Source organism: Pedococcus bigeumensis, from assembly GCF_039531795.1.
GTDB classification, from domain to species: domain Bacteria; phylum Actinomycetota; class Actinomycetes; order Actinomycetales; family Dermatophilaceae; genus Pedococcus; species Pedococcus bigeumensis.
This window is the reverse complement of sequence record NZ_BAAAQS010000003.1, coordinates 18,436-37,850: the sequence shown is the minus strand read 5'-3', so window position 1 is coordinate 37,850 and position 19,415 is coordinate 18,436. Positions and strand designations below refer to the sequence as shown.

Sequence of the window (19,415 nt, the reverse complement as noted above, 5' to 3'; positions counted from 1 at the left end):
GCTCCTCAGCCGTCCGGGTCGAGACGCATGCCGTGGCTGATGGCTGCGTGGAGGACGTCGACGTCGGCGTCGGCGAGGCGCCTGAACCTGATGCAGTAGCCCGTGACGCTGGCCTTGCCGATGGAGTCGCCGTAGGTGCGCTTCAGGTAGGTCTTGTCGTCGAGGCCGAGCACGTAGACCGAGATGCCAGTGGTGGTGGCGCTCAAGCCGATCCGGTAGAACTCACGCGACGAGCCGTCGGCGTAGGCGTTCGTGGAGGCGCCGTAGCCGATGTTGGGGTTGGCCACGACCTTGCCGGTGTCGTCGGTGCCGTCGGTGAACCACAAGCGGCTGTCGGGGAACTCCGCCAGGACGCGCGCGTGCAGCCGGCGCAGGTCACCCTGCTTGGGCTCGGGTTGGCCGGCGAGGTACGCCTCGACCTGGTCTGCGGTGGACATCGACATCGGGCCAGATGCTAGCAACGGCGCGACGAGCCGGGGCTTGCGCTGCGGGCCGGGGTGGCGACGGCCCGGGTGCCGATTCGCGGCATACGCCCTAGGTTGGCCTGAGGTCCGCCGACGTACCCCAGGAGTCGCTCGTGAACGCCCTCGCCCCCCTCGTGCTACCCGCTGCCGAGCCCCTCATCGACGCGAACTGGCTCGACTACACGTTCGTGGCGATCTACTTCGCGTTCGTGCTCGGCATCGGTGTCCTGGCCCGCCGGTCGGTCTCCGACTCGATCGACTTCTTCCTGTCGGGACGTTCGCTGCCCGCGTGGGTGACCGGCCTGGCCTTCATCTCGGCCAACCTGGGCGCCGTCGAGATCATGGGCATGTCGGCCAACGGGGCGGAGATCGGGCTCCCGACGGTGCACTACTTCTGGGTCGGCGCGATCCCGGCGATGCTGTTCCTCGGCGTCGTGATGATGCCGTTCTACTACGGCTCCAAGGTGCGGTCGGTGCCGGAGTTCATGTTCCGCCGGTTCGGCACCGGCGCCCACCTGGTCAACGCGATCAGCTTCGCGTTCGCCCAGCTGCTCATCGCCGGCGTCAACCTCTACCTCCTCGGGTCGATCGTGCACGCGCTGCTCGGCTGGCCGCTCTGGGTCGCGCTGATCGTGGCGGCCGCGATCGTGCTGTCCTACATCACCCTCGGTGGCCTGTCCGCCGCCATCTACAACGAGGTCCTGCAGTTCTTCGTCATCGTCGCCTCGCTCCTGCCGCTGACCCTCATCGGCCTGCATCGCGTGGGTGGCTACGGCGGCCTGAAGGACAAGATCACGGCCTTTGCCGACTCCCAGCCGGCTGGCTCCAAGGTGGCCCCGGCGGCCCAGCAGCTCGAGTCGTGGCCGGGGCAGGCCCTCTCCGGCTTCGACTCCGGTTTCTGGTCGGTCGTGGGCATCGTCTTCGGCCTCGGCTTCGTGCTGTCCTTCGGCTACTGGACGACGAACTTCGTCGAGGTGCAGCGCGCGATGGCCTCCAAGTCGATCTCGGCGGCCCGCAAGACACCGATCATCGGCGCCTTCCCCAAGATGTTCGTGCCGTTCCTCGTCATCTTCCCCGGCATGGTCTCGGCCGTCCTGGTCAAGGAGATGATCGATCTCAAGGGCGGCGGCAGCCCGCCGGGCGGCGCCTCCGGGGAGGGCGTGAAGTACAACGACGCGCTGCTGCTGCTGATGCGCGACATCCTGCCCAACGGGTTGCTCGGCCTGGCCATCGCCGGCCTCCTGGCCGCCTTCATGGCCGGCATGGCCGCCAACATCTCGGCCTTCAACACGGTGTTCAGCTACGACCTGTGGCAGCGCTACATCCGCAAGGACCACAGCGACGACTACTACCTGCGGATCGGCCGGCTCGCCACGGTGGCGGCGACGCTCATCGCCATCTTCACCGCGACCCTGGCGAGCAGCTTCTCCAACATCATGGACTACCTCCAGACGTTGTTCGGGTTCTTCAACGCGCCGTTGTTCGCGACGTTCATCCTCGGCATGTTCTGGAAGCGGATGACGCCGACCGCCGGCTGGGTCGGCCTCTCGAGCGGCACGCTCTCGGCGGTGCTGGTCGCCTTCCTCTCGGAGGACGCGTTCGGCTCGGCGAGCCAGGGCGTCATCCCCCTCTCGGGCCAGGGGGCGAGCTTCGTCGCGGCCTCGACGGCGTTCGTCGTCGACATCGTCCTCAGCGTCGTGGTCAGCCTCGTCACCCAGCCGAAACCGGTCTCGGAGCTCAAGGGCCTGGTCTACTCGGAGACACCCAAGGAGGACCTCGTCGACCCCGAGGAGGCCACCCTCCCGTGGTACCAGCGCACCATGCCCCTCGCAGGGATCGCGCTCGTCATGGTCCTCGTCCTCAACTTCGCGTTCTAAGGGAGGCTGCACATGTCCGACAAGCACACCGACACCTCGGCCAAGGCATCAGGCGCCCACACCGCCGGCGCGTTCGACATCCGCAACATCATCGGCGCCCTGCTCAGCATCTACGGCGTGCTGCTGCTGGCTGCGGGTCTGTTCATGGACACCCAGGAGGCCAAGACCGGCGGGGTCAACGCGAACCTCTGGACCGGCCTGGCGCTGGCCGTCGCGGGTGCCCTCTTCCTGCTGTGGGCGCGGCTGAAGCCGATCGTCGTCCCGGCCGACGTGGAGCCGGTCGCGGACGACCCCACCCGCCCGGCGCCGCGCCGCCGCCCCGGCGGCCACTGACACCGGAGCGCGACTGGCGGGTATGCCGGGTGGCCACCACCCGGCATACCCGTCAGTGCGTCTGGTCGACCGGCTGGCGGCGCAGGGCCTGGCGGCCGGTGAAGGCGAGCACGGCGGCAGCCACCACGCCGAGCGCGCCGCCGCACACCCACATCAGCCGCGGGCTCAGCTCGAAGAGCGCGCCGGCGAGCGGTGGCGCGAGGACGGTGCCGCCGATGGAGGCCGCGCCGTAGAGGCTCTGGTAGCGGCCGTGCATCCCCTCGGGTGCTCGGTCCGACGCGTGGGCGGTGGCCGTCGGCTTGTAGAGCATCTCGCCCGCCGTCACGACGGCCACTGCGACCAGCACCAGCACGACGCCCGGTGCCGGCGCCACGACCACCCAGCCGACGCCGACGAGCAGGAAGCCGAGGGCGATCAGGCGTTCGGGGGCGCGGTCGCGCAACCGGTGCGCGAGCCACGGCTCGAACAGCACGATGAGCGCGCAGTTGAGCGAGATGGTCGTGCCGTAGATCCACGGCGCGGCACCGAGGGCGTCGAGCTGCCACGGCACGGCGGAGTAGGCGAAGCGGTAGGCGGTGTCGGCGGCGACGACGGTCAGCAGGAGCAGGAGGAAGCGTGGGTCCTGGCGCAACGCCGCGAGCAGTCGGGTAGGGGTGCCGTCCGGCAGGGGGAGGCGGGGCGCGGTCGGCACGACGAACAGCACCACGCCCAGCATCATCAGGCTGGCGACCGCGTCGATGACGAAGATCGCGCCGAAGTGGTGCACCGCCAGCAGGCCGCCCAGTGGTGGGCCGAGGACGGTGCCAGCGTTGTTGACGGCGCGCATCCACGCGGTCGCCTGGCGGCGGTGCTGGGTCGGGAGGGCGCTCGTCACGAGGGCGAACGACACCGGTCGGCCGATGCCGCCGAGGGCGCCCATGAGCGCCAACACGACCGGAAGCGCCGCGGTGGGGGTCGTCGGGACGAGCAGGCACCCGACGGCCGAGGCGAGCGAGGCCAGCGCCAGTGTCGGGCGGAGCCCGAAGCGGTCGCCGACCGACCCACCGGCGAGGTTGCCGGCGATCATCCCCATGCCCCACACCGCTGCGACCGACCCCGCAGCGCCCTCGCTCAGGCCACGGTCGGAGACGAGATAGAGCGGGATGAAGACCCAGGCCATCGAGCCGAGGGCGTTGACGAACCGGCCGACCAGCAGCCACCGGACCCAGCTCGGGAGGTCGCTCACGCGGCGGTCGTCGGGGCCGCGGTCGGCACGCCCGCCGTCACCACATCGCCTCGAGCTCGGACCTGCCCAGCGCCGGCGGGTCGTAGCGCGGCTGGTAGAGCGTCATGGTGCCCGCGCCGGGGACCACCAGCTGCACCGTGGTGCCCCAGGACTGCTGGGTCACGCCCCCCTCGAACACGGCGCCGCGCTCCTCGAGCTCGGCCATGGTCGACTCGAGGTCGTCGCAGATCAGCGACAGGTCGAACCGCTGGTCGGTGCCACCCGGCTCGCCGGCGTGCTCCCACGAGGACGGATGCACCCCGAGCTCGCTCGGCCCGGTGCGGAAGATGAGCCAGCCGCCACCGGTGTCGGTCGCGGGGAAGCGCAGCACGTCGCGGAAGAAGTCGCGGGCCGCGGCCGGGTCGTGCGCGTAGACCAGGGTGTGCAGGGCGGTGATCATGGGACCACGGTAGAAGCCCGGCGGCGCTCCAGCCCGTCGAGCACGACGTCGAGTCCGAACTCGAACTCGGTCTGGTCGTCGCACCAGCCGAGGGTGGAGCCGGGGTCGTCGTGCGCCACCTCGCCGAGCATCTCGACCAGGTGGGGGATCTGGCTCGCCATCGCCGCGAGCATCTCCTCCGACGCGTCGCCGGCCGCGGCGTCACCCGGGTCGAAGAGCTCCTGGGAGAAGCCGACCACCCGGCTGCCGAGGGCGTGCAGGGAGTGGTGGGCGAGGTCGTTGCTGAAGCCGCCGGCCCGCAGGATCCCGACGACCCCGTCGTAGTAGCGCACGATGTCGAGGCTCATCGTGGTGCGGGTCTCGAGGACACCCGGAGCCCACCGGTGCTGCAGCATCACCGCCCGGGCGGCCAGGGCCCGGGCGCGCAGGGCGCCACGCCAGTCGGTCGCCGGGTCGGGGGAGTCGAGCGACGCCACCGCCGCGACGAGCTCGGTCGCGACCTGCTCCACCATCGCGTCGAGCAACGCCTCCTTGCTGGCGACGTGGTTGTAGAGCGACATCGCCTCGACGCCGAGCGCCTGGCCGATCCGGCGCATCGAGACCGCCGAGATGCCCTCGGCGTCAGCCACCTCGACCGCCGCCCGCATGATCCGCTCGCGACTGAGCGGTGTGCGGGGTGCGTCCTTCGCGGTGTCGCGGGCGACGGTGTCGGTCACGGTGCCTCCGGTCGGATGCGTGGGTCGTCACGAATGCTAGCTCTCCATCGTTGACAGACTTACGCCGTAGGTCTAACTTACACCGTATATTTACACCGTAAGTAACACCTACCCCGGGAGCTCCCATGACCGACCTCGACCACGCCAGTCCGTCCGCCGAGCCGGGCGTCGCCGCCCAGCCCACCCACGCCGCCCCGCGGCCTCCCGGCCCGTTGCCCACGACGATGCGCGCCGCGGTGCACGAGCGCTACGGCAGCCCGGAGGAGGTCGTGGTCGTCAAGACCGTGCCGGTGCCGGAGGTCGGTCCGGACGACGTGCTCGTCCGGGTCGCGGCGGCCTCGGTCAACGCCCTCGACTGGCACTACGTCACCGGGCTGCCGATGTTCGCGCGTCCGACCCTGGGTCTGCGCCGGCCCAAGCGGCAGGTGCCCGGGGCCGACGTCGCCGGGGTCGTCGAGGCTGTGGGATCGGCGGTCACGCGGTTGCAGCCGGGCGACCGGGTGTTCGGCGAGGTATCCGGGGGAGCGTTCGCGGAGCTCGTCGTGGCGCCGGCCGACTGGCTGGTGCCGGTGCCCGAGGGCGTCGACCTCGAGACGGCCGCCACCATCGGTGTCGCTGCCGAGACCGCGCTCCAGGGCCTGCGCGACTGGGGGCGGCTGGAGCCGGGGCAGCGGGTGCTGGTCAACGGCGCCTCGGGTGGCGTCGGCAGCTTCGCCGTCCAGCTCGCCAAGGCACTGGGCGCCTCGCACGTGACGGCGGTGTGCAGCACCGGCAACGTCGACGCGGCCCGCCGGGCCGGCGCGGACCGGGTCGTCGACTACACCCGCGAGGACGTCCGGGCGCTGGGCGAGACCTTCGACCTGTTCTTCGACAATGCCGGCAGCCTGACCCTGCGTGACAGCCGTCGCCTGGTCTCGCCCGGTGGCAGCTACGTGATGGTCACGTCGCCGAAGTCGAAGTGGCTGCACCCCATGCCGCGGATGCTCAGCGTGCCGGTCCACTTCGCGTTCGGCAGCCGCCGGGCGCCGGCCTTCAAGGTGGCCTCGCGCAGCCGGGCCGACCTCGAGCTCCTCATCGACCTGGTGGCTCGCGGCCTCGTGCGGCCGGTCATGGACCGGCGCTGGGCGCTCGCCGACGCCCCCGAGGCGCTCCGGGTGCAGGGCGAGTTCCATGCCAAGGGGAAGTCCGTCGTCATCCCTTGAGCTCTCCCGCACTTGTTGCGCGCAGGTGGTCACGAGGTTGCCGTTTCGGCGCCTCAGTGGCGACGAGGACGCAACAAGTCCGAGCTCTCCCGCACTTGTTGTGCGCAGGTGGTCACGAGGTTGCCGTTTCGGCGCCTCAGTGACGACGAGGACGCAACAAGTGCGGGAAGGGAGGGGTGACAGGGTCAGGCGAACTGCCAGGAGCGCTTGCTCAGCCCGAACCAGAACCCCTCGATGACGCTCTCGTTGTCCAGGCTGCCCGACTCGTAGGCCGCGCCGAGACTGACGTAGAGCGGTGCCCAGTGCTCGGTGCGCGGGTGGGCCTCACGGGCGGCCGGAGCCTTGTGCATGAAGTCGAGGATGGCGTCGACGTCCTGGCGCTCGAGCGCCTCGGCGGCCCAGTTGTCGAACTCGGACGACGCCGCGGGGGGAGTGCCGTCGGGACCGGCGGCGGGGTTGAACCAGCGCAGGTTGTGCGTGGTGAAGCCCGAGCCGACGATCAGCGTGCCCTGGTCGCGCAGGGGGGCGAGCTTGCGACCCAGGTCGAACAACGCCCGCGGGTCGAGGGTCGGCATCGACATCTGCAGCACCGGGATGTCGGCGTCGGGGTACATCTCGACGAGCGGCACGTAGGCGCCGTGGTCGAGGCCGCGGGTCTCGTCGCGGTGGACCGGGGTGTCGGACGAGTGCATCAGCTTGGCGACGTCGGCGGCCAGCTCGGGCGCACCCGGCGCGGCATACGTCACCTCGTAGTAGTGGCGCGGGAAGCCGTAGAAGTCGTAGACGAGGGGCACGTCGCCGGTCGTCGCGGACAGCGACAGCGGCGCCTCCTCCCAGTGCGCCGAGACCATCAGGATGTTCGCGGGCTTGTCGAAGCGGGTCGCCCAGGTCGAGAGCTGGTCGGTCCACACCGGGTCGTCGGCCAGTGGTGGCGCGCCGTGGCTGAGGTACAGCACGGGCTGGCGGGTGGTGGTGGTCGTCTCGCTCATGGGGCAAGCGTACTCCACATTACTTGAACCTTCAACTAATTCTTTCCCCGTGTCATGAGCACCGCGCTCAAGCGTCCCGACCCAAGAGCCGTCAGTAGCGGCTGATCTGGAGCGGGGGAGTTCGAAGATGATTCGTCGATGGGTTCGCGCGTGCATGACAATTCTCGTCCTCGTGGCGACCGTCGGGCGTGTGCCCCAGGCCGCCTGGGGGTCGACGGCGACGGCAGGAGGGCATCGCGCAGAGGCTGAAGGAAGCCAGGGGGCACCCGGCGTTCGGGGAGGATCGTGGCAACTGAGCGGCTCAGACAAGGCCGAGCGTCGAGGGTAGGAAGCGGCTGCCTCAGTCTGGGAATGTACCGGTCATGCAAACACACCAGGAATCGTGGTGGACTCCTCACACAGGAACTGGATTTCGTACTCGGCGTTCCAGAACTGCGTCGGAACCCTTTGACGTGCAGCAGGTATGCGTGAAGCTCCAAGAGCGGGACCACTTCGGCAACTTCTACAACCGCACCAACTACGAGTGCTCGGTTCAGACGGGGATGCCGCAGGCGTTCAAAGGGCGTTCGGTCCTGTGCTCGCAGGCTCAGCACGGCACGTTTCGAACCGCCGCATACGGGTTGGCATGGCCGGACGGTGTCCGCTGGCAGTCGATAACTCGATACTCCTACAGCGCGACGCTCTGCTGATGACAGCGCCGCAACACACGTGGTCAATGCGTTCCGGCGATAGGGGTCGGGTCGTCAAGGACGACGTCACGGTGCGGGCCAAGTACACGCTGACGGGAGCGGCGAGCGGCGCTCCGCACACCATCACCTACTGGCGGCTCGGGGAGTCCCTCAGGGCGGAGGACTCGGCAGGGCTGGTGTTCGTGGCGGGCACACCAGGGGGCGATGTTGTGGTCCGTGGGGTGGACGGTGCGCTGGTCCGCGTCGGACCCGGCGGGCTGCTGCCACCTCTGCCTGCGCCCGAGCTGGACGCCCTCGCCAGTGCCGAGCAGGCCGTGGCCTGGCTCGACAGTGGCGGGGCCCCGCTGTCGCGGACGACAAGGGTCCACGCTGCCACGGGCCGGCCCTCGGTGGTGAGCACTTGGCGATTGCATGCGCTGCGAGTCGTCGCCGACGCGGAGACGGAGTGCGTGCTCGACCTCGACGCCGATGGGCTGCGCGGTCCGGTCGCGATCCGCACCTCGGAGTTCGTCCTGCAGGACCCGGACCCGGACCTCTTCGTCCTGCCCCAGCTCGGCTGACTGCCGACCCCTGCGAACGACCGCACGCCGGGCCTTCCGTCACGGACTTGACGGGTTCGGATACCGTCATCGGCGATGCCGTGTCCATGCAGCGACGAATCCGCTGCACATGGGGTCAGGAACAGAGGTTGAACCATGAGTGAGGGGCGCAAGCTCGTCATCGTCGAGTCGCCGGCCAAGGCGAAGACGATCGGCGGCTACCTGGGCAAGGACTGGGATGTCGAGGCGTCGGTCGGCCACATCCGCGACATCCCGACCCCCTCGGAGATGCCCGCCGACATCAAGAAGGGCCCGTTCGGCCGGTTCGGCGTCGACGTCGACAACGGCTTCGAGGCCTACTACGTCGTCGACGCGGACAAGAAGAAGAAGGTCTCCGAGCTCAAGCGCCTGCTCAAGGGTGCCGACGAGCTCTACCTCGCCACTGATGAGGACCGCGAGGGCGAGGCCATCGCGTGGCACCTGCTCGAGGTGCTCCAGCCGAAGGTCCCCGTCAAGCGGATGGTCTTCCACGAGATCACCAAGGAAGCGATCCAGCGCGCCGCGAACACCACCCGCGACCTCGACGTCGCGATGGTCGACGCCCAGGAGACCCGCCGCATCCTCGACCGTCTCTACGGCTACGAGGTCAGCCCGGTCCTGTGGCGCAAGGTGAAGGCGGGCCTGTCCGCCGGGCGCGTGCAGTCCGTCGCGACCCGGATGGTCGTCGAGCGGGAGCGTGAGCGGATGGCGTTCGTCCGCGCGTCCTACTGGGACGTCGTCGGCGACTTCACGCCCGACGGCCCGGCCAACCAGTTCGGGGCGCGGCTCTCGGCCGTCGACAGCGCCCGCGTGGCCACCGGCCGCGACTTCGCCGACGACGGCACGCTCAAGTCCAAGAACGTCGTCCACCTCGACGAGGAGACCGCGAACTCCATTGCCCGGCAGGTGGTCTCGGCTCAGGTCAAGGTCACCAGCGTCCAGGAGAAGCCCTACACGCGACGCCCCTCCGCGCCGTTCACGACGAGCACCCTCCAGCAGGAGGCGTCGCGCAAGCTGCGGCTCTCCTCGAAGAACGCGATGCGGGTCGCCCAGCGGCTGTACGAGAACGGCTACATCACCTACATGCGTACCGACAGCACCACGCTGTCGGAGGCCGCCCTCACCGCGGCACGCCAGCAGGCGCGCGACCTGTATGGCGCGGAGTACGTGCCCGACGCCCCTCGCCGCTACGAGAAGAAGGTCAAGAACGCCCAGGAGGCGCACGAGGCCATCCGTCCGGCGGGGGACAGGTTCCGCACCCCTGCCCAGGTCGCGGGCGAGCTTCGCGGCGACGAGTTCGCGCTCTACGAGCTGATCTGGAAGCGCACGGTCGCCTCGCAGATGGCCGATGCGCGCGGGTCGACGGCCACGGTCAAGCTCGGCGGCACCCTCGAGGACGGCCGGGTCGTGGAGTTCAGCGCGTCCGGCACGGTCATCACCTTCCGCGGGTTCCTCGCGGCCTACGAGGAGGGCCGCGACGAGGAGCAGATCAGCCGCGCCCAGGAGGCCGACGAGGAGCGTCGCCTGCCCAAGCTGAGCGAGGGCGTGGACATCACCACGCTGCGCGCCGACGCCGACGGCCACGAGACCTCGCCGCCGCCGCGCTACACCGAGGCGACCCTCGTGAAGGCCATGGAGGAGAAGGGGATCGGCCGACCCTCGACCTACGCCAGCACCGTGGGCACCATCCAGGACCGCGGCTACGTCAACACCCGCGGCAACGCCCTGATCCCCACCTGGCTGGCGTTCGCGGTGACGAGGCTGCTCGAGGAGCACTTCAGCGAGCTGGTCGACTACGACTTCACCGCCTCGATGGAGGAGGACCTCGACCGCATCGCCGGCGGAGACGAGCAGCGGGCCGCGTGGCTGCAGCGCTTCTACTTCGGTGAGGGGCTCAGCGGTGAGGGGCTCAGCGGTGAGGGGCTCACTGAGGGCACCTCGACCGCGTCTCCCGGCGGGCTGCCGAACATCGGCCGCTCCGGCCAGGGCCTCAAGCACCTCGTCGAGGACCTCGGCGAGATCGACGCCCGCGAGATCTCGACCATCCCGATCGGTGAGGGCATCGTCGTGCGGGTGGGTCGCTACGGCCCCTACGTCGAGGAGACCGTGCCGCAGGGCGTCGACCTGTCGACCGGGGAGATGAGCGACGACGCGGCGACGACGCCGCGACGCGCCACCATCAACGACGACATCGCCCCTGACGAGATGACCCCGGCCAAGGCCCGCGAGCTGCTCGACCAGTCGGCAGACGACGGCAGGGTGCTGGGCCAGGACCCGGACACCGGGCGCGACATCGTGGCCAAGGCCGGTCGCTACGGGCCCTACGTCACCGAGGTGCTCGACGAGGAGACCGCGGCGCTCAAGGGCAAGGCCAAGGTCAAGCCCCGCACCGCGAGCCTGTTCAAGGACATGGACCTCGCGACCATGGACCTCGACACCGCCCTCAAGCTGCTCAGCCTGCCCCGGGTCGTCGGCACGTCGACCGAGGAGGACGGCACCGAGGTCGAGATCACGGCCCAGAACGGCCGGTACGGCCCCTACCTCAAGAAGGGCACCGACTCCCGGTCGCTCACCAGCGAGCAGCAGCTCTTCGACATCACCCTCGAGGAGGCGCTGGCGATCTACGCCCAGCCCAAGCAGCGCGGTCGTGCCTCCGCGGCCCCGCTGAAGGAGCTCGGCAACGACCCGGTGTCGGGTCGGCCGATGGTGGTCAAGGACGGCCGTTTCGGCCCCTACGTCACCGACGGGGAGACCAACTCGACCCTGCGCAAGGGCGACGACCCCGAGGAGATCACCCCGGAGCGCGGCGCCGAGCTGCTCGCCGAGAAGCGCGCCAAGGGCCCGACCACGCGCAAGCGGGCCGCGAAGAAGACGACCAAGAAGGCCGCCACCAAGAAGACGGCTGCGAAGAAGACGGCCAAGAAGGCCGCGACGGAGAAGGCCTAGCCGATGCCGCTCGACCCCACCACGGCCCGCAGGCTCGACCTGCGGCTGGCCACCGAGCAGGCGCAGAGCCGGCTGCCGTCGGTGGCGGCAGGCCTGGTGCGCGACGGCGAGCTGGTGTGGTCGGGCGCCGTCGGCACCCTCACCGGCCGGCTCGACGGCGAGCCGTCGAGCACCGACACGCAGTACCGCATCGGCTCGATCACCAAGACGTTCGTCGGGGTGGAGGTCCTGCGGCTGCGTGACGAGGGGCGCTTCGAGCTGAACGACCGGATCGACGCCCTCCTCCCCGAGACCGCCGACGTGGAGTTCGCGCCGGTGACGGTCGCGCAGCTGCTCTCGCACTCCTCGGGCCTCCAGGCTGAGACGCCGGGGCCGTGGTGGGAGCGCGTCGAGGGCGGCGCCTGGAGCGACCTGCTGGCGAGCCGACCGCGCCTGCGCTTCCGTCCCGGCGCGCGGTTCCACTACTCCAACGTCGGGTATGCCGTGCTGGGCGAGCTCGTCGGACGGCTCCGGGGTGCGTCGTGGCAGGAGGTCGTGACCACGAACCTGCTCGAGCCGCTCGGGATGTCACGCACCACGAGCCGGCCGGTCGCCCCGTCGGCGCCCGGCTGGGGGGTGCACCCGATGGCCGACCTGCTCCACGTCGAGCCCGAGCACGATGCCGGCGCCATGGCGCCGGCCGGACAGCTGTGGTCGACGGTCGAGGACCTCTCGCGCTGGGCCACCTTCCTGGCCGGCGACACCGCGGGGCTGCTCGACGCTGCCACCCTCGAGGAGATGTGCCTGCCACTGGTGGTCAGCGACGTGCCCGAGCAGGCCTGGACCGGCGCCCACGGCCTCGGCTGGCAGGTCTGGAACGTCGACGGTGTCCGGTTCGCCGGGCACGGTGGGTCGATGCCGGGGTTCCTCGCGGGGCTGCGGGTCAACCTGTCGACCGGGGACGGCTGCGTCGTCTTCGCGAACGCGACCTCGGGCCTGGGCCCGCTCGGCCACGACCTGCTGGAGCTGCTGGCCGAGGAGCCGCGCCCGGTCCGGGCCTGGCACGCGGACGCCGACCACGCGTCGGCGCTCGACCTCGTCGGCGACTGGTACTGGGGCACGACCGGCTACGACCTGCGGTTGGGCCCCGACGGCCAGCTCGTCCTGGGGGAGCCCGGCAAGCTCCGGGGCACCCGGCTGCGCCCGACCGAGACCGGCTGGGTCGGGCTCGACGGCTACTTCGAGGGCGAGCCGCTGACGGTCGTGCGCGACGCCGACGGTCGCCCGGGTCACCTCGACCTGGGTTCCTTCCGGCTGAGCCGGACGCCCTACGACCCGGCTGCCGACATCCCGGGTGACGTCCACCCCGACGGCTGGCACTGAGCCACCCGGCATACCGTCGCCGCCTGGGGCAGCTCCCCGGGAACATCCCCAACCGTGACCAACCTCAGGTGTGGGCCGAGGACATGTTCTGGCACGGTTGTGTGGCGAACCCGGACATGTCCGGCCTGCTGCGGTCCCCCTAGGGTTCTGCAGAACGCGACGGACCCCCCACCGTCGCACCGACCCGCACGAGGAGGTGCCGGTGCCCAGCGACGCCAGCGCGCCCGCGGCAGGAGCACTGCTCCAGACCCGCGGGCTGACCAAGGAGTTCCGCGGGTTCCGCGCGGTCTCCGACGTCAGCCTGGGCGTCGCCGACGGGACGGTCCACGCGCTGGTCGGCCCCAACGGCGCCGGCAAGACCACCCTGTTCAACCTGCTGACCGGCTTCCTGTCGCCGACCTCGGGCCAGATCCTCTTCCGCGGTGAGGACATCACCGGCCGCCAGCCCGAGCAGATCGCCCACCTCGGCATCGCGCGGTCGTTCCAGATCACCAGCCTCTTCGACCAGATGAGCGCCGTCGACCACGTGGAGCTGGCGCTCGCGTCGCCGACCGGTCTGGGCTACCGCTTCTGGCGGTCGTCCGCGCAGATGCGGCAGTTCCGCGGCCGCGCCCTCGACCTGCTCGACCAGGTCGGTCTCGCGGACCTCTCCGGCGCCGTGGCCGGAGCCCTGGCCTACGGGCAGAAGCGGGCCCTGGAGCTGGCCCTCGCGCTCGCCCTGGACCCCCAGCTCCTGCTCCTCGACGAGCCGACCGCGGGCATGGGCCTGGAGGACGTCGACCGCACCATCGCGCTGGTCAAGAAGGTCTCGGAGGGCCGCACCGTCGTGTTCGTCGACCACAACATGCACGTGGTCGGTTCGCTGGCCGACACCGTGACCGTGCTGCAGTCCGGTCAGGTCCTGGCCGAGGGCAGCTACGACCAGGTGCGCCACGACGAGCGGGTCGTCACCGCCTACCTCGGACAGGCGGGGTGAGCGCGGTGTCGGGAGAGATCCTCGAGGTCGACGGCCTGTCCGCGTGGTACGGCGAAGCGCGCGTGCTGACCGACGTGGCCCTGCGCGTCGCCCCGGGAGAGGTGGTCACGCTGGTCGGGCGCAACGGAGCCGGCAAGACGACCTTGCTGCGCTCGGTGATGGGCCTGCACCGCCAGGTCGAGGGCACCGTCTCGTGGGCCGGCCAGGTGCTCGGCCGGTCGAGTGCCGACAAGCGGGCCAAGGCCGGCCTCGGCTGGGTGCCCGACGACCGTGGGATCTACGCGACCCTGTCGGTGCAGGAGAACCTGCTCCTCCCGCCGATCACCAGCAAGGCCGACGCGTGGAGCCTCGAGCGGGTCTACGAGCAGTTCCCCGTGCTGCACGAGCGCCGGCACTTCCCGGGCACCAAGCTCTCGGGTGGTGAGCAGCAGATGCTCGCCATCGCCCGGGTCCTGCGCACGGGGTCGAGGCTGTTGCTCCTCGACGAGCCGTCCGAGGGCCTGGCGCCGGTCATCGTCCAGCAGATCGGCGACATCATCCGTCAGATCAAGGACCAGGGCGTCTCGGTGCTGCTCGTCGAGCAGAACGTGAAGTTCGCCTCCACCGTCGCCGACCGCCACTACCTGCTCGCGCAGGGCCGCGTCGTGGAGTCGCTCGACAACGAGTCCTTCCAGTCCCGCACCTCCGAGCTCCTCGAGTACCTCGGCATGTGACGCCGAGCGACACCACCCAGCCACACCAACCAGCCACACCAACCAGCCACACCAACCACACCCGAACGTCCGGCACCACACCCCAGGAGGGGAACATGCAGCGCACCACCTCCCGACAGACCCTGGCCGTCCTGGCCACTGCTGTCACCGGCAGCCTCGTGCTCGCCGCCTGCGGCGGGGCCGGCGGCCCCAGCTCCGGCGGCGGCAAGATCAGTGACGGCAAGGTCGTCATCGGTCTGCTCAACGACCAGTCCGGTGTCTACAAGGACCTGTCCGGCCCGAACTCCAAGGTCGCCATCCAGATGGCGGTCGACGACTACAAGGCCAAGTACGGCGACAAGGCGGTCGCCAAGGACATCGAGATCGTGTCGGCGGACCACCAGAACAAGCCGGACGTCGCCAACACCAAGGCCCAGGAGATGTACGACCGCGACAAGGCCGACATCATCCTCGACGTGCCGACCTCCTCGGCCGCGCTCGCCGTCGCCACCCAGGCCAAGGCGAAGAAGAAGCTGTTCATCGACATCGGTGCCGGCACCACCGCGCTGACCGGCGCCCAGTGCAACAAGTACACGTTCCACTGGGCCTACGACACCTACATGCTCGCGTCGGGCACCGGTGCGGCGCTGGTCGAGGGTGGCGGCAAGAACTGGTCGATCGTCTACCCCGACTACGCCTTCGGGCAGGACATGACCAAGTCGTTCAGCGCCGCCGTCGAGCGCGCGGGTGGCACGGTCCAGCAGAAGATCGCTACCCCCTTCCCCAACGAGAACTTCGCGACCTTCATCACCAAGGCCGGCTCGACCAAGCCCGACGTGATCGGGATCATGGCCGCCGGCGGTGACCTGGTGAACTTCGTGAAGCAGTACAACCAGGCCGGGATGGCCGACAAGGCCAAGCTGGCCGTCGGCCTGATGTTCATCACCGACATCCACAGCCTGGGTGTCGACCAGTTCAAGGGCACCACGTTCACCGACGCGTGGTACTGGAACTTCGACGCCCAGAACAAGGCCTGGGCCGACAAGTTCAAGGCCAAGACCAACACCCGGCCGTCGTTCGCCCACGCCGGCAACTACTCGGCTGCCTTCAACTACCTCGAGGCGGTGCAGGCCGCGGGCACCGACAAGTCCGACGACATCGTCAAGCAGCTCGAGGGCAAGAAGATCAACGACATGTTCCTGCGCAACGGCGAGGTCCGAGCGGCCGACCACAACGTCATCCACGACGTCTACCAGGTCAAGGTCAAGAGCAAGGACCAGGTCAAGGAGGAGTGGGACTACGAGGAGGTCGTCAAGACCATCCCCGCTGCCGACGCCTACGGCCCGGTGAACACCGCCTGCAAGATGTGACCGCGGACCACCACGCCTGAGAGGTATGCCGCCCGGGCACGCGAGCGGGCGGCATACCTCCCAAGCACAGCCGGCCAGACCACACCCACGACCCGGGAAGACCCATGACCGCCTTCATCCAGTACACGCTCCAGGGCCTGGCCCTCGGTGGCTTCTACGCGCTGGCCGCGCTGGGACTGGCCGTGATCTTCGGTGTCCTCGGAGTCGTCAACTTCAGCCACGGCGCCTGCTACATGCTGGGCGCGGTCGGCGCGGCCGTCCTGCTGGACGCCACCGGCCTCGGGTTCTGGTGGGCGCTGCCGATCATGACCATCGCGATGTTCCTGTTCGGCGTGCTGATGGAGCGGTTGCTCGTCCAGTGGCTGCTGCGGCTCGACCCGCTCTACAACTTCCTCCTGACCTTCGGGCTCACGCTCCTGCTCGTCGACCTGGTCAAGCGCAAGTACGGCGTCTCCGGCCTGCCCTACCCGCTGCCGTCCGGGCTCGACGGCCGGATCGCCGTCGGCTCGGTGTCGCTGTCGACCTACCAGGTGTTCGCGGCGGTCTTCTCGATCGTGGTCTGCCTCGCGGTCTGGCTGGTGCTCACCAAGACCCGCGTCGGCATGATCGTGCGCGCGTCCACCGAGGACGCCGAGCGCTCGCGGGCGCTCGGCATCAACGTGAGCCGTTGGGTGACACCGGTTTTCGGCTTCGGCATCGCCCTCGCGGGGCTGGCCGGGGTGCTGCGTGCGCCGACCGGCTCGGTCACGGCCGACATGGGCAGCTTCTTCATCATCATCCTGTTCGCGGTGGTCGTCATTGGGGGGCTGGGCTCGATCCTCGGCGCCGTCGTCGCAGGCTTCCTGGTCGGCCTCGTCGAGGCCTACGGCCAGGGGTATGCCGGGCGCTTCAGCCAGGTGTTCATCTTCATGCTGATGGCGTTGGTGATCCTGGTCCGGCCCTCCGGGCTGTTCGGGCGTGAGGAGGCCGCATCATGAGCGCCCAGCTGGAGAGCAAGGTCGAGGTCGAGCTGCCCGCGGGCCCGGTGGTCGCGACGCGCCGTCCGGTGGTCCGCTGGGCGATGCTGGCGGTCGGCCTGCTGGTGACGCTGGCGCTGCCCTGGTTCATCTACCCGCCGGTGGCGATGGACATCGCCGCATGGGCGCTGTTCGCGATCTCGGTCGACCTGCTGCTCGGGTACACGGGGCTCCTGTCGTTCGGGCACGCGGCCTTCTGGGGCACGTCGGCATACACGACCGGGCTCATCGCCAGCCACTTCGGGGTGCCCTTCCCGGTGGCCGTCCTGGGCGGCGCCGTCGCCTCGATGGTGCTCGCCGTGCCGATCGGCTACCTCTCGGTCAAACGCACCGGCATCTACTTCGCCATGGTGACCCTGGCCTTCGCGCAGATGGTCTACTTCATCGCCAACCAGTGGCGCTCGGTGACCGGCGGTGAGAACGGTCTCCAGGGCATCCCGAAGAACCTGGGCCCCGCCACGGACACCATCAACGCCGACTCGTTCTACTTCTACTACGCGGCGCTGCCGATCATCCTGCTCGGGGTGTTCATCGCCTGGCGGGCCGTCAACAGCCCGTTCGGGCGGGTGCTCGTCGCGATCCGCGACAACCCCTCTCGGGCCAGGGCCCTGGGCTACGACGTGGAGCGCTACAAGATCATGGCGTTCGTGCTGTCGGCCGGTCTGGCCGGTCTCGCGGGTGGGGTCTTCTCGATCAGCCACGGCTTCGCGTCGTTGCAGGAGCTGATCTGGACCACCTCGGGCAAGGTCGTGCTGATCACCGTCCTGGGCGGGATCGGCACCCTGTGGGGGGCGGTCGTCGGCGCCGCCCTGGTGGTGACCCTCGAGGACCAGCTCGCCTCCTCGGGCTTCAACGGCATCGGCATCGTCACCGGCGCGATCTTCGTCGTCATCGTGCTGGCCTTCCGGCACGGCATCTGGGGCACGGCCCGCAACGGCCTGAGCTCCTGGCTCCGCAAGCGCCGCAACGCCCGCGCTTGACCCTCACCCGGCGTGAGGCGGCACAGTGGTCGCATGACCGAGCGGACGCAGACCCTGCTGACCGTGGGACAGGTGGCCGAGCGACTCGACGTGACGGTGCGGACCCTGCACCACTACGACGAGATCGGGCTGCTCCGGCCGAGCGAGCGATCGCCGGCTGGCTACCGGCTCTACACGGCTGACGACCTCACGCGTCTGCAGCACGTGGTGGTCTACCGCCGCCTCGGGTTCGCCCTGGAGGAGATCGCCCTCCTGCTCGACCACCCCGAGAGCGTCGAGCAGCACCTGCGTCGCCAACGCGCAGCGGTCCAGCAACGGCTCGACGAGATGAGAGACCTCGTCACGGCCATCGACCGAGCACTGGAGAGAGAGATGAACGACGAGCAAGCCACCGCCGAGGACCTGAAGGAGCTCTTCGGAGACGGGTTCGAGGACGCCCAGGCCGAGGCGGAGCAGCGCTGGGGTGACAGCGACGCGTGGCAGCAGTCGCAGCGGCGCACCAAGCACTACACGAAGGCCGACTGGGAAGCGGTCAAGGCCGAGAGCGACGCCCTGCACCGGGGGTTCACCGATGCGATGGACGCGGGTGAGCCGCCCACGAGCGCCGCAGCGATGGATGCCGCCGAGGCCCACCGGCGCAACATCAACGAGCGCTTCTACGACTGCTCGCTGGAGCTCCACCGCAACCTCGCGGACCTGTACACGAGCGACCCGAGGTTCACCTCGACGTACGACGAGATCCGGCCCGGCATGGCGCAGTACGTCCGGGATGCCATCTACGCCAACGCCGACCGTCAGGAGCAGTAGCGCCCCACGGCGGTGCCTGCCCTGGCCTACGCTCGGACGATGGGGACTGGACCGGTCGACTTCGGGGCGCTGTCGTGGCCGCTCCGGACGCGGCGCACCTCGCTGCGGCCGGTCGCTCCCGGCGACCGTGAGGCGGTGCACTCCTACCGCAGCCGCGAGGACGTCACGACCTACCTCAGCCGGGGGCCGATGAGCCTGTCGGACGTCGACGAGCGCCTCGCCGAGAACTTCGAGCGCTCCACGCCAGGACACCCGAATCCGTTGCTGGGAATGGTGATCGAGGTGGACGCGACTGTCGTGGGCGACTGCATGGTGCGGTTCGCGCCCGACGACAACGGCATGCGGATCGCGTTCATCGGCTACGCGCTCCATCCGGACAACGCTGGGCAGGGGCTGGCCACCGAGGTGGCCGAGGCGCTCGTGCGGCTGTGCTTCACCGAGCTGGGGGCCGCGATGGTGCAGGCCGACGTGTTCGCCCCCAACCGCACCTCGCAGCGCGTGCTCGAGAAGGTCGGGCTGCGTCGAATCGGGTTCACCGCAGCGGGCAGCGAAGGCGGGGGACGCCCGCGGATGGACGACTACCTGTATGCCGTGACCGCGGCCGAGTGGGCCGCGTCCCACACGTCGTAGTAGCCGGCTCGCGTTGGCGCCGGCTGCGGGTGCGACCACCCGACCGGGGTACTACGACCATCGCCCAATATCGCGCGACCACGGCCCGGCCGCACTGTGGATCCGTCACAATCCAGTACGGAAG

Annotated in this window: 19 protein-coding genes; 14 read left to right on the top strand and 5 right to left on the bottom strand. The window is 69.9% G+C overall.

Going from position 1 to position 19,415, the window contains the following annotated elements; translation table 11 throughout:
- Nucleotides 1-5: 5 nt before the first annotated feature.
- Nucleotides 6-437: a DUF1801 domain-containing protein gene (locus tag ABD262_RS10785; protein ID WP_344135473.1), complete on the bottom strand. Its 432-nt coding sequence runs from the start codon at nt 435-437 to the stop codon at nt 6-8.
- A 140-nt stretch (nt 438-577) separates the two neighbouring features.
- Between ABD262_RS10785 and ABD262_RS10780 the strand changes: the two genes are divergently transcribed.
- Both ABD262_RS10780 and ABD262_RS10775 read left to right on the top strand, forming a co-directional pair.
- Nucleotides 578-2,341: a sodium:solute symporter family protein gene (locus ABD262_RS10780; protein WP_344135470.1), complete on the top strand. Its 1,764-nt coding sequence runs from the start codon at nt 578-580 to the stop codon at nt 2,339-2,341.
- A 12-nt stretch (nt 2,342-2,353) separates the two neighbouring features.
- Nucleotides 2,354-2,674 (top strand): hypothetical protein, encoded by a 321-nt coding sequence (locus ABD262_RS10775; RefSeq protein WP_344135467.1) that lies wholly within the window; start codon nt 2,354-2,356, stop codon nt 2,672-2,674.
- A 52-nt stretch (nt 2,675-2,726) separates the two neighbouring features.
- On the opposite strand, the gene ABD262_RS10770 is transcribed toward ABD262_RS10775, so the two are convergent.
- Genes ABD262_RS10770 through ABD262_RS10760 form a run of 3 tightly spaced genes read right to left on the bottom strand, consistent with a single transcriptional unit; the run spans nt 2,727 to nt 5,054 of the window.
- Entirely contained in the window at nt 2,727-3,899 is a 1,173-nt protein-coding gene (locus ABD262_RS10770; RefSeq protein ID WP_344135464.1) for an MFS transporter, read from the bottom strand.
- A 37-nt stretch (nt 3,900-3,936) separates the two neighbouring features.
- Nucleotides 3,937-4,338, bottom strand: a complete 402-nt coding sequence (locus ABD262_RS10765; protein WP_344135461.1) for a VOC family protein — start codon at nt 4,336-4,338, stop codon at nt 3,937-3,939.
- A complete protein-coding gene (locus tag ABD262_RS10760; protein ID WP_344135458.1) occupies nt 4,335-5,054 on the bottom strand; it encodes a TetR/AcrR family transcriptional regulator in 720 nt (239 codons plus the stop codon). Before ABD262_RS10760 ends, ABD262_RS10765 begins: the two co-directional genes overlap by 4 nt.
- 125 nt (nt 5,055-5,179) lie before the next feature.
- Between ABD262_RS10760 and ABD262_RS10755 the strand changes: the two genes are divergently transcribed.
- Nucleotides 5,180-6,256 carry an NAD(P)-dependent alcohol dehydrogenase gene (locus ABD262_RS10755; protein ID WP_344135455.1) on the top strand — a complete coding sequence of 359 codons (1,077 nt, stop codon included), beginning with the start codon at nt 5,180-5,182 and terminating at the stop codon, nt 6,254-6,256.
- Nucleotides 6,257-6,441: 185 nt separating this feature from the next.
- Here ABD262_RS10755 and ABD262_RS10750 read toward each other — a convergent pair whose 3' ends face one another.
- Nucleotides 6,442-7,245 carry a dioxygenase family protein gene (locus ABD262_RS10750; protein WP_344135452.1) on the bottom strand — a complete coding sequence of 268 codons (804 nt, stop codon included), beginning with the start codon at nt 7,243-7,245 and terminating at the stop codon, nt 6,442-6,444.
- A 467-nt stretch (nt 7,246-7,712) separates the two neighbouring features.
- On the opposite strand from ABD262_RS10750, the gene ABD262_RS10745 reads away from it, so the two are divergent.
- The 11 genes from ABD262_RS10745 to ABD262_RS10695 all read left to right on the top strand — a co-directional run bounded on the left by ABD262_RS10745 (nt 7,713) and on the right by ABD262_RS10695 (nt 19,291).
- Complete coding sequence (locus ABD262_RS10745) at nt 7,713-7,934, top strand: hypothetical protein (protein WP_344135449.1); 222 nt, start codon at nt 7,713-7,715, stop codon at nt 7,932-7,934.
- A gap of 26 nt (nt 7,935-7,960) precedes the next feature.
- A complete protein-coding gene (locus ABD262_RS10740; RefSeq protein ID WP_344135446.1) occupies nt 7,961-8,494 on the top strand; it encodes a hypothetical protein in 534 nt (177 codons plus the stop codon).
- Nucleotides 8,495-8,629: 135 nt separating this feature from the next.
- Complete coding sequence (gene topA, locus ABD262_RS10735; RefSeq protein WP_344135443.1) at nt 8,630-11,458, top strand: type I DNA topoisomerase; 2,829 nt, start codon at nt 8,630-8,632, stop codon at nt 11,456-11,458.
- 3 nt (nt 11,459-11,461) lie between these two features.
- On the top strand, nt 11,462-12,820 hold the full coding sequence (locus tag ABD262_RS10730) for a serine hydrolase domain-containing protein (RefSeq protein ID WP_344135440.1): 1,359 nt from the start codon (nt 11,462-11,464) through the stop codon (nt 12,818-12,820).
- A gap of 202 nt (nt 12,821-13,022) precedes the next feature.
- The gene (locus ABD262_RS10725) at nt 13,023-13,796 is read left to right on the top strand and encodes an ABC transporter ATP-binding protein (RefSeq protein ID WP_344135437.1); all 774 of its coding nucleotides are present in this window, start codon (nt 13,023-13,025) and stop codon (nt 13,794-13,796) included.
- On the top strand, nt 13,793-14,509 hold the full coding sequence (locus tag ABD262_RS10720) for an ABC transporter ATP-binding protein (protein WP_344135434.1): 717 nt from the start codon (nt 13,793-13,795) through the stop codon (nt 14,507-14,509). The genes ABD262_RS10725 and ABD262_RS10720 overlap by 4 nt, the downstream gene beginning before the upstream one ends.
- Before the next feature lie 95 nt (nt 14,510-14,604).
- A complete protein-coding gene (locus tag ABD262_RS10715; RefSeq protein WP_344135431.1) occupies nt 14,605-15,858 on the top strand; it encodes an ABC transporter substrate-binding protein in 1,254 nt (417 codons plus the stop codon).
- 104 nt (nt 15,859-15,962) lie between these two features.
- Nucleotides 15,963-16,835 (top strand): branched-chain amino acid ABC transporter permease, encoded by an 873-nt coding sequence (locus ABD262_RS10710; RefSeq protein WP_344135427.1) that lies wholly within the window; start codon nt 15,963-15,965, stop codon nt 16,833-16,835.
- Nucleotides 16,832-17,854 (top strand): branched-chain amino acid ABC transporter permease, encoded by a 1,023-nt coding sequence (locus ABD262_RS10705; RefSeq protein WP_344135423.1) that lies wholly within the window; start codon nt 16,832-16,834, stop codon nt 17,852-17,854. Before ABD262_RS10710 ends, ABD262_RS10705 begins: the two co-directional genes overlap by 4 nt.
- A 33-nt stretch (nt 17,855-17,887) precedes the next feature.
- Nucleotides 17,888-18,661 carry a MerR family transcriptional regulator gene (locus ABD262_RS10700; protein WP_344135420.1) on the top strand — a complete coding sequence of 258 codons (774 nt, stop codon included), beginning with the start codon at nt 17,888-17,890 and terminating at the stop codon, nt 18,659-18,661.
- 39 nt (nt 18,662-18,700) lie between these two features.
- Nucleotides 18,701-19,291, top strand: coding sequence for a GNAT family N-acetyltransferase (locus tag ABD262_RS10695; RefSeq protein ID WP_344135417.1), 591 nt, complete (start codon nt 18,701-18,703; stop codon nt 19,289-19,291).
- Nucleotides 19,292-19,415 lie beyond the last annotated feature (124 nt).

Coding starts and splice junctions, on each gene's coding strand:
- ABD262_RS10785 (WP_344135473.1), bottom strand. CDS start 437: ATGTCCACCGCAGACCAGGTCGAGGCGTACCTCGCCGGCCAACCCGAG.
- ABD262_RS10775 (WP_344135467.1), top strand. CDS start 2,354: ATGTCCGACAAGCACACCGACACCTCGGCCAAGGCATCAGGCGCCCAC.
- ABD262_RS10765 (WP_344135461.1), bottom strand. CDS start 4,338: ATGATCACCGCCCTGCACACCCTGGTCTACGCGCACGACCCGGCCGCG.
- ABD262_RS10755 (WP_344135455.1), top strand. CDS start 5,180: ATGACCGACCTCGACCACGCCAGTCCGTCCGCCGAGCCGGGCGTCGCC.
- ABD262_RS10750 (WP_344135452.1), bottom strand. CDS start 7,245: ATGAGCGAGACGACCACCACCACCCGCCAGCCCGTGCTGTACCTCAGC.
- ABD262_RS10740 (WP_344135446.1), top strand. CDS start 7,961: ATGCGTTCCGGCGATAGGGGTCGGGTCGTCAAGGACGACGTCACGGTG.
- topA (WP_344135443.1), top strand. CDS start 8,630: ATGAGTGAGGGGCGCAAGCTCGTCATCGTCGAGTCGCCGGCCAAGGCG.
- ABD262_RS10730 (WP_344135440.1), top strand. CDS start 11,462: ATGCCGCTCGACCCCACCACGGCCCGCAGGCTCGACCTGCGGCTGGCC.
- ABD262_RS10715 (WP_344135431.1), top strand. CDS start 14,605: ATGCAGCGCACCACCTCCCGACAGACCCTGGCCGTCCTGGCCACTGCT.
- ABD262_RS10710 (WP_344135427.1), top strand. CDS start 15,963: ATGACCGCCTTCATCCAGTACACGCTCCAGGGCCTGGCCCTCGGTGGC.
- ABD262_RS10705 (WP_344135423.1), top strand. CDS start 16,832: ATGAGCGCCCAGCTGGAGAGCAAGGTCGAGGTCGAGCTGCCCGCGGGC.
- ABD262_RS10700 (WP_344135420.1), top strand. CDS start 17,888: ATGACCGAGCGGACGCAGACCCTGCTGACCGTGGGACAGGTGGCCGAG.
- ABD262_RS10695 (WP_344135417.1), top strand. CDS start 18,701: ATGGGGACTGGACCGGTCGACTTCGGGGCGCTGTCGTGGCCGCTCCGG.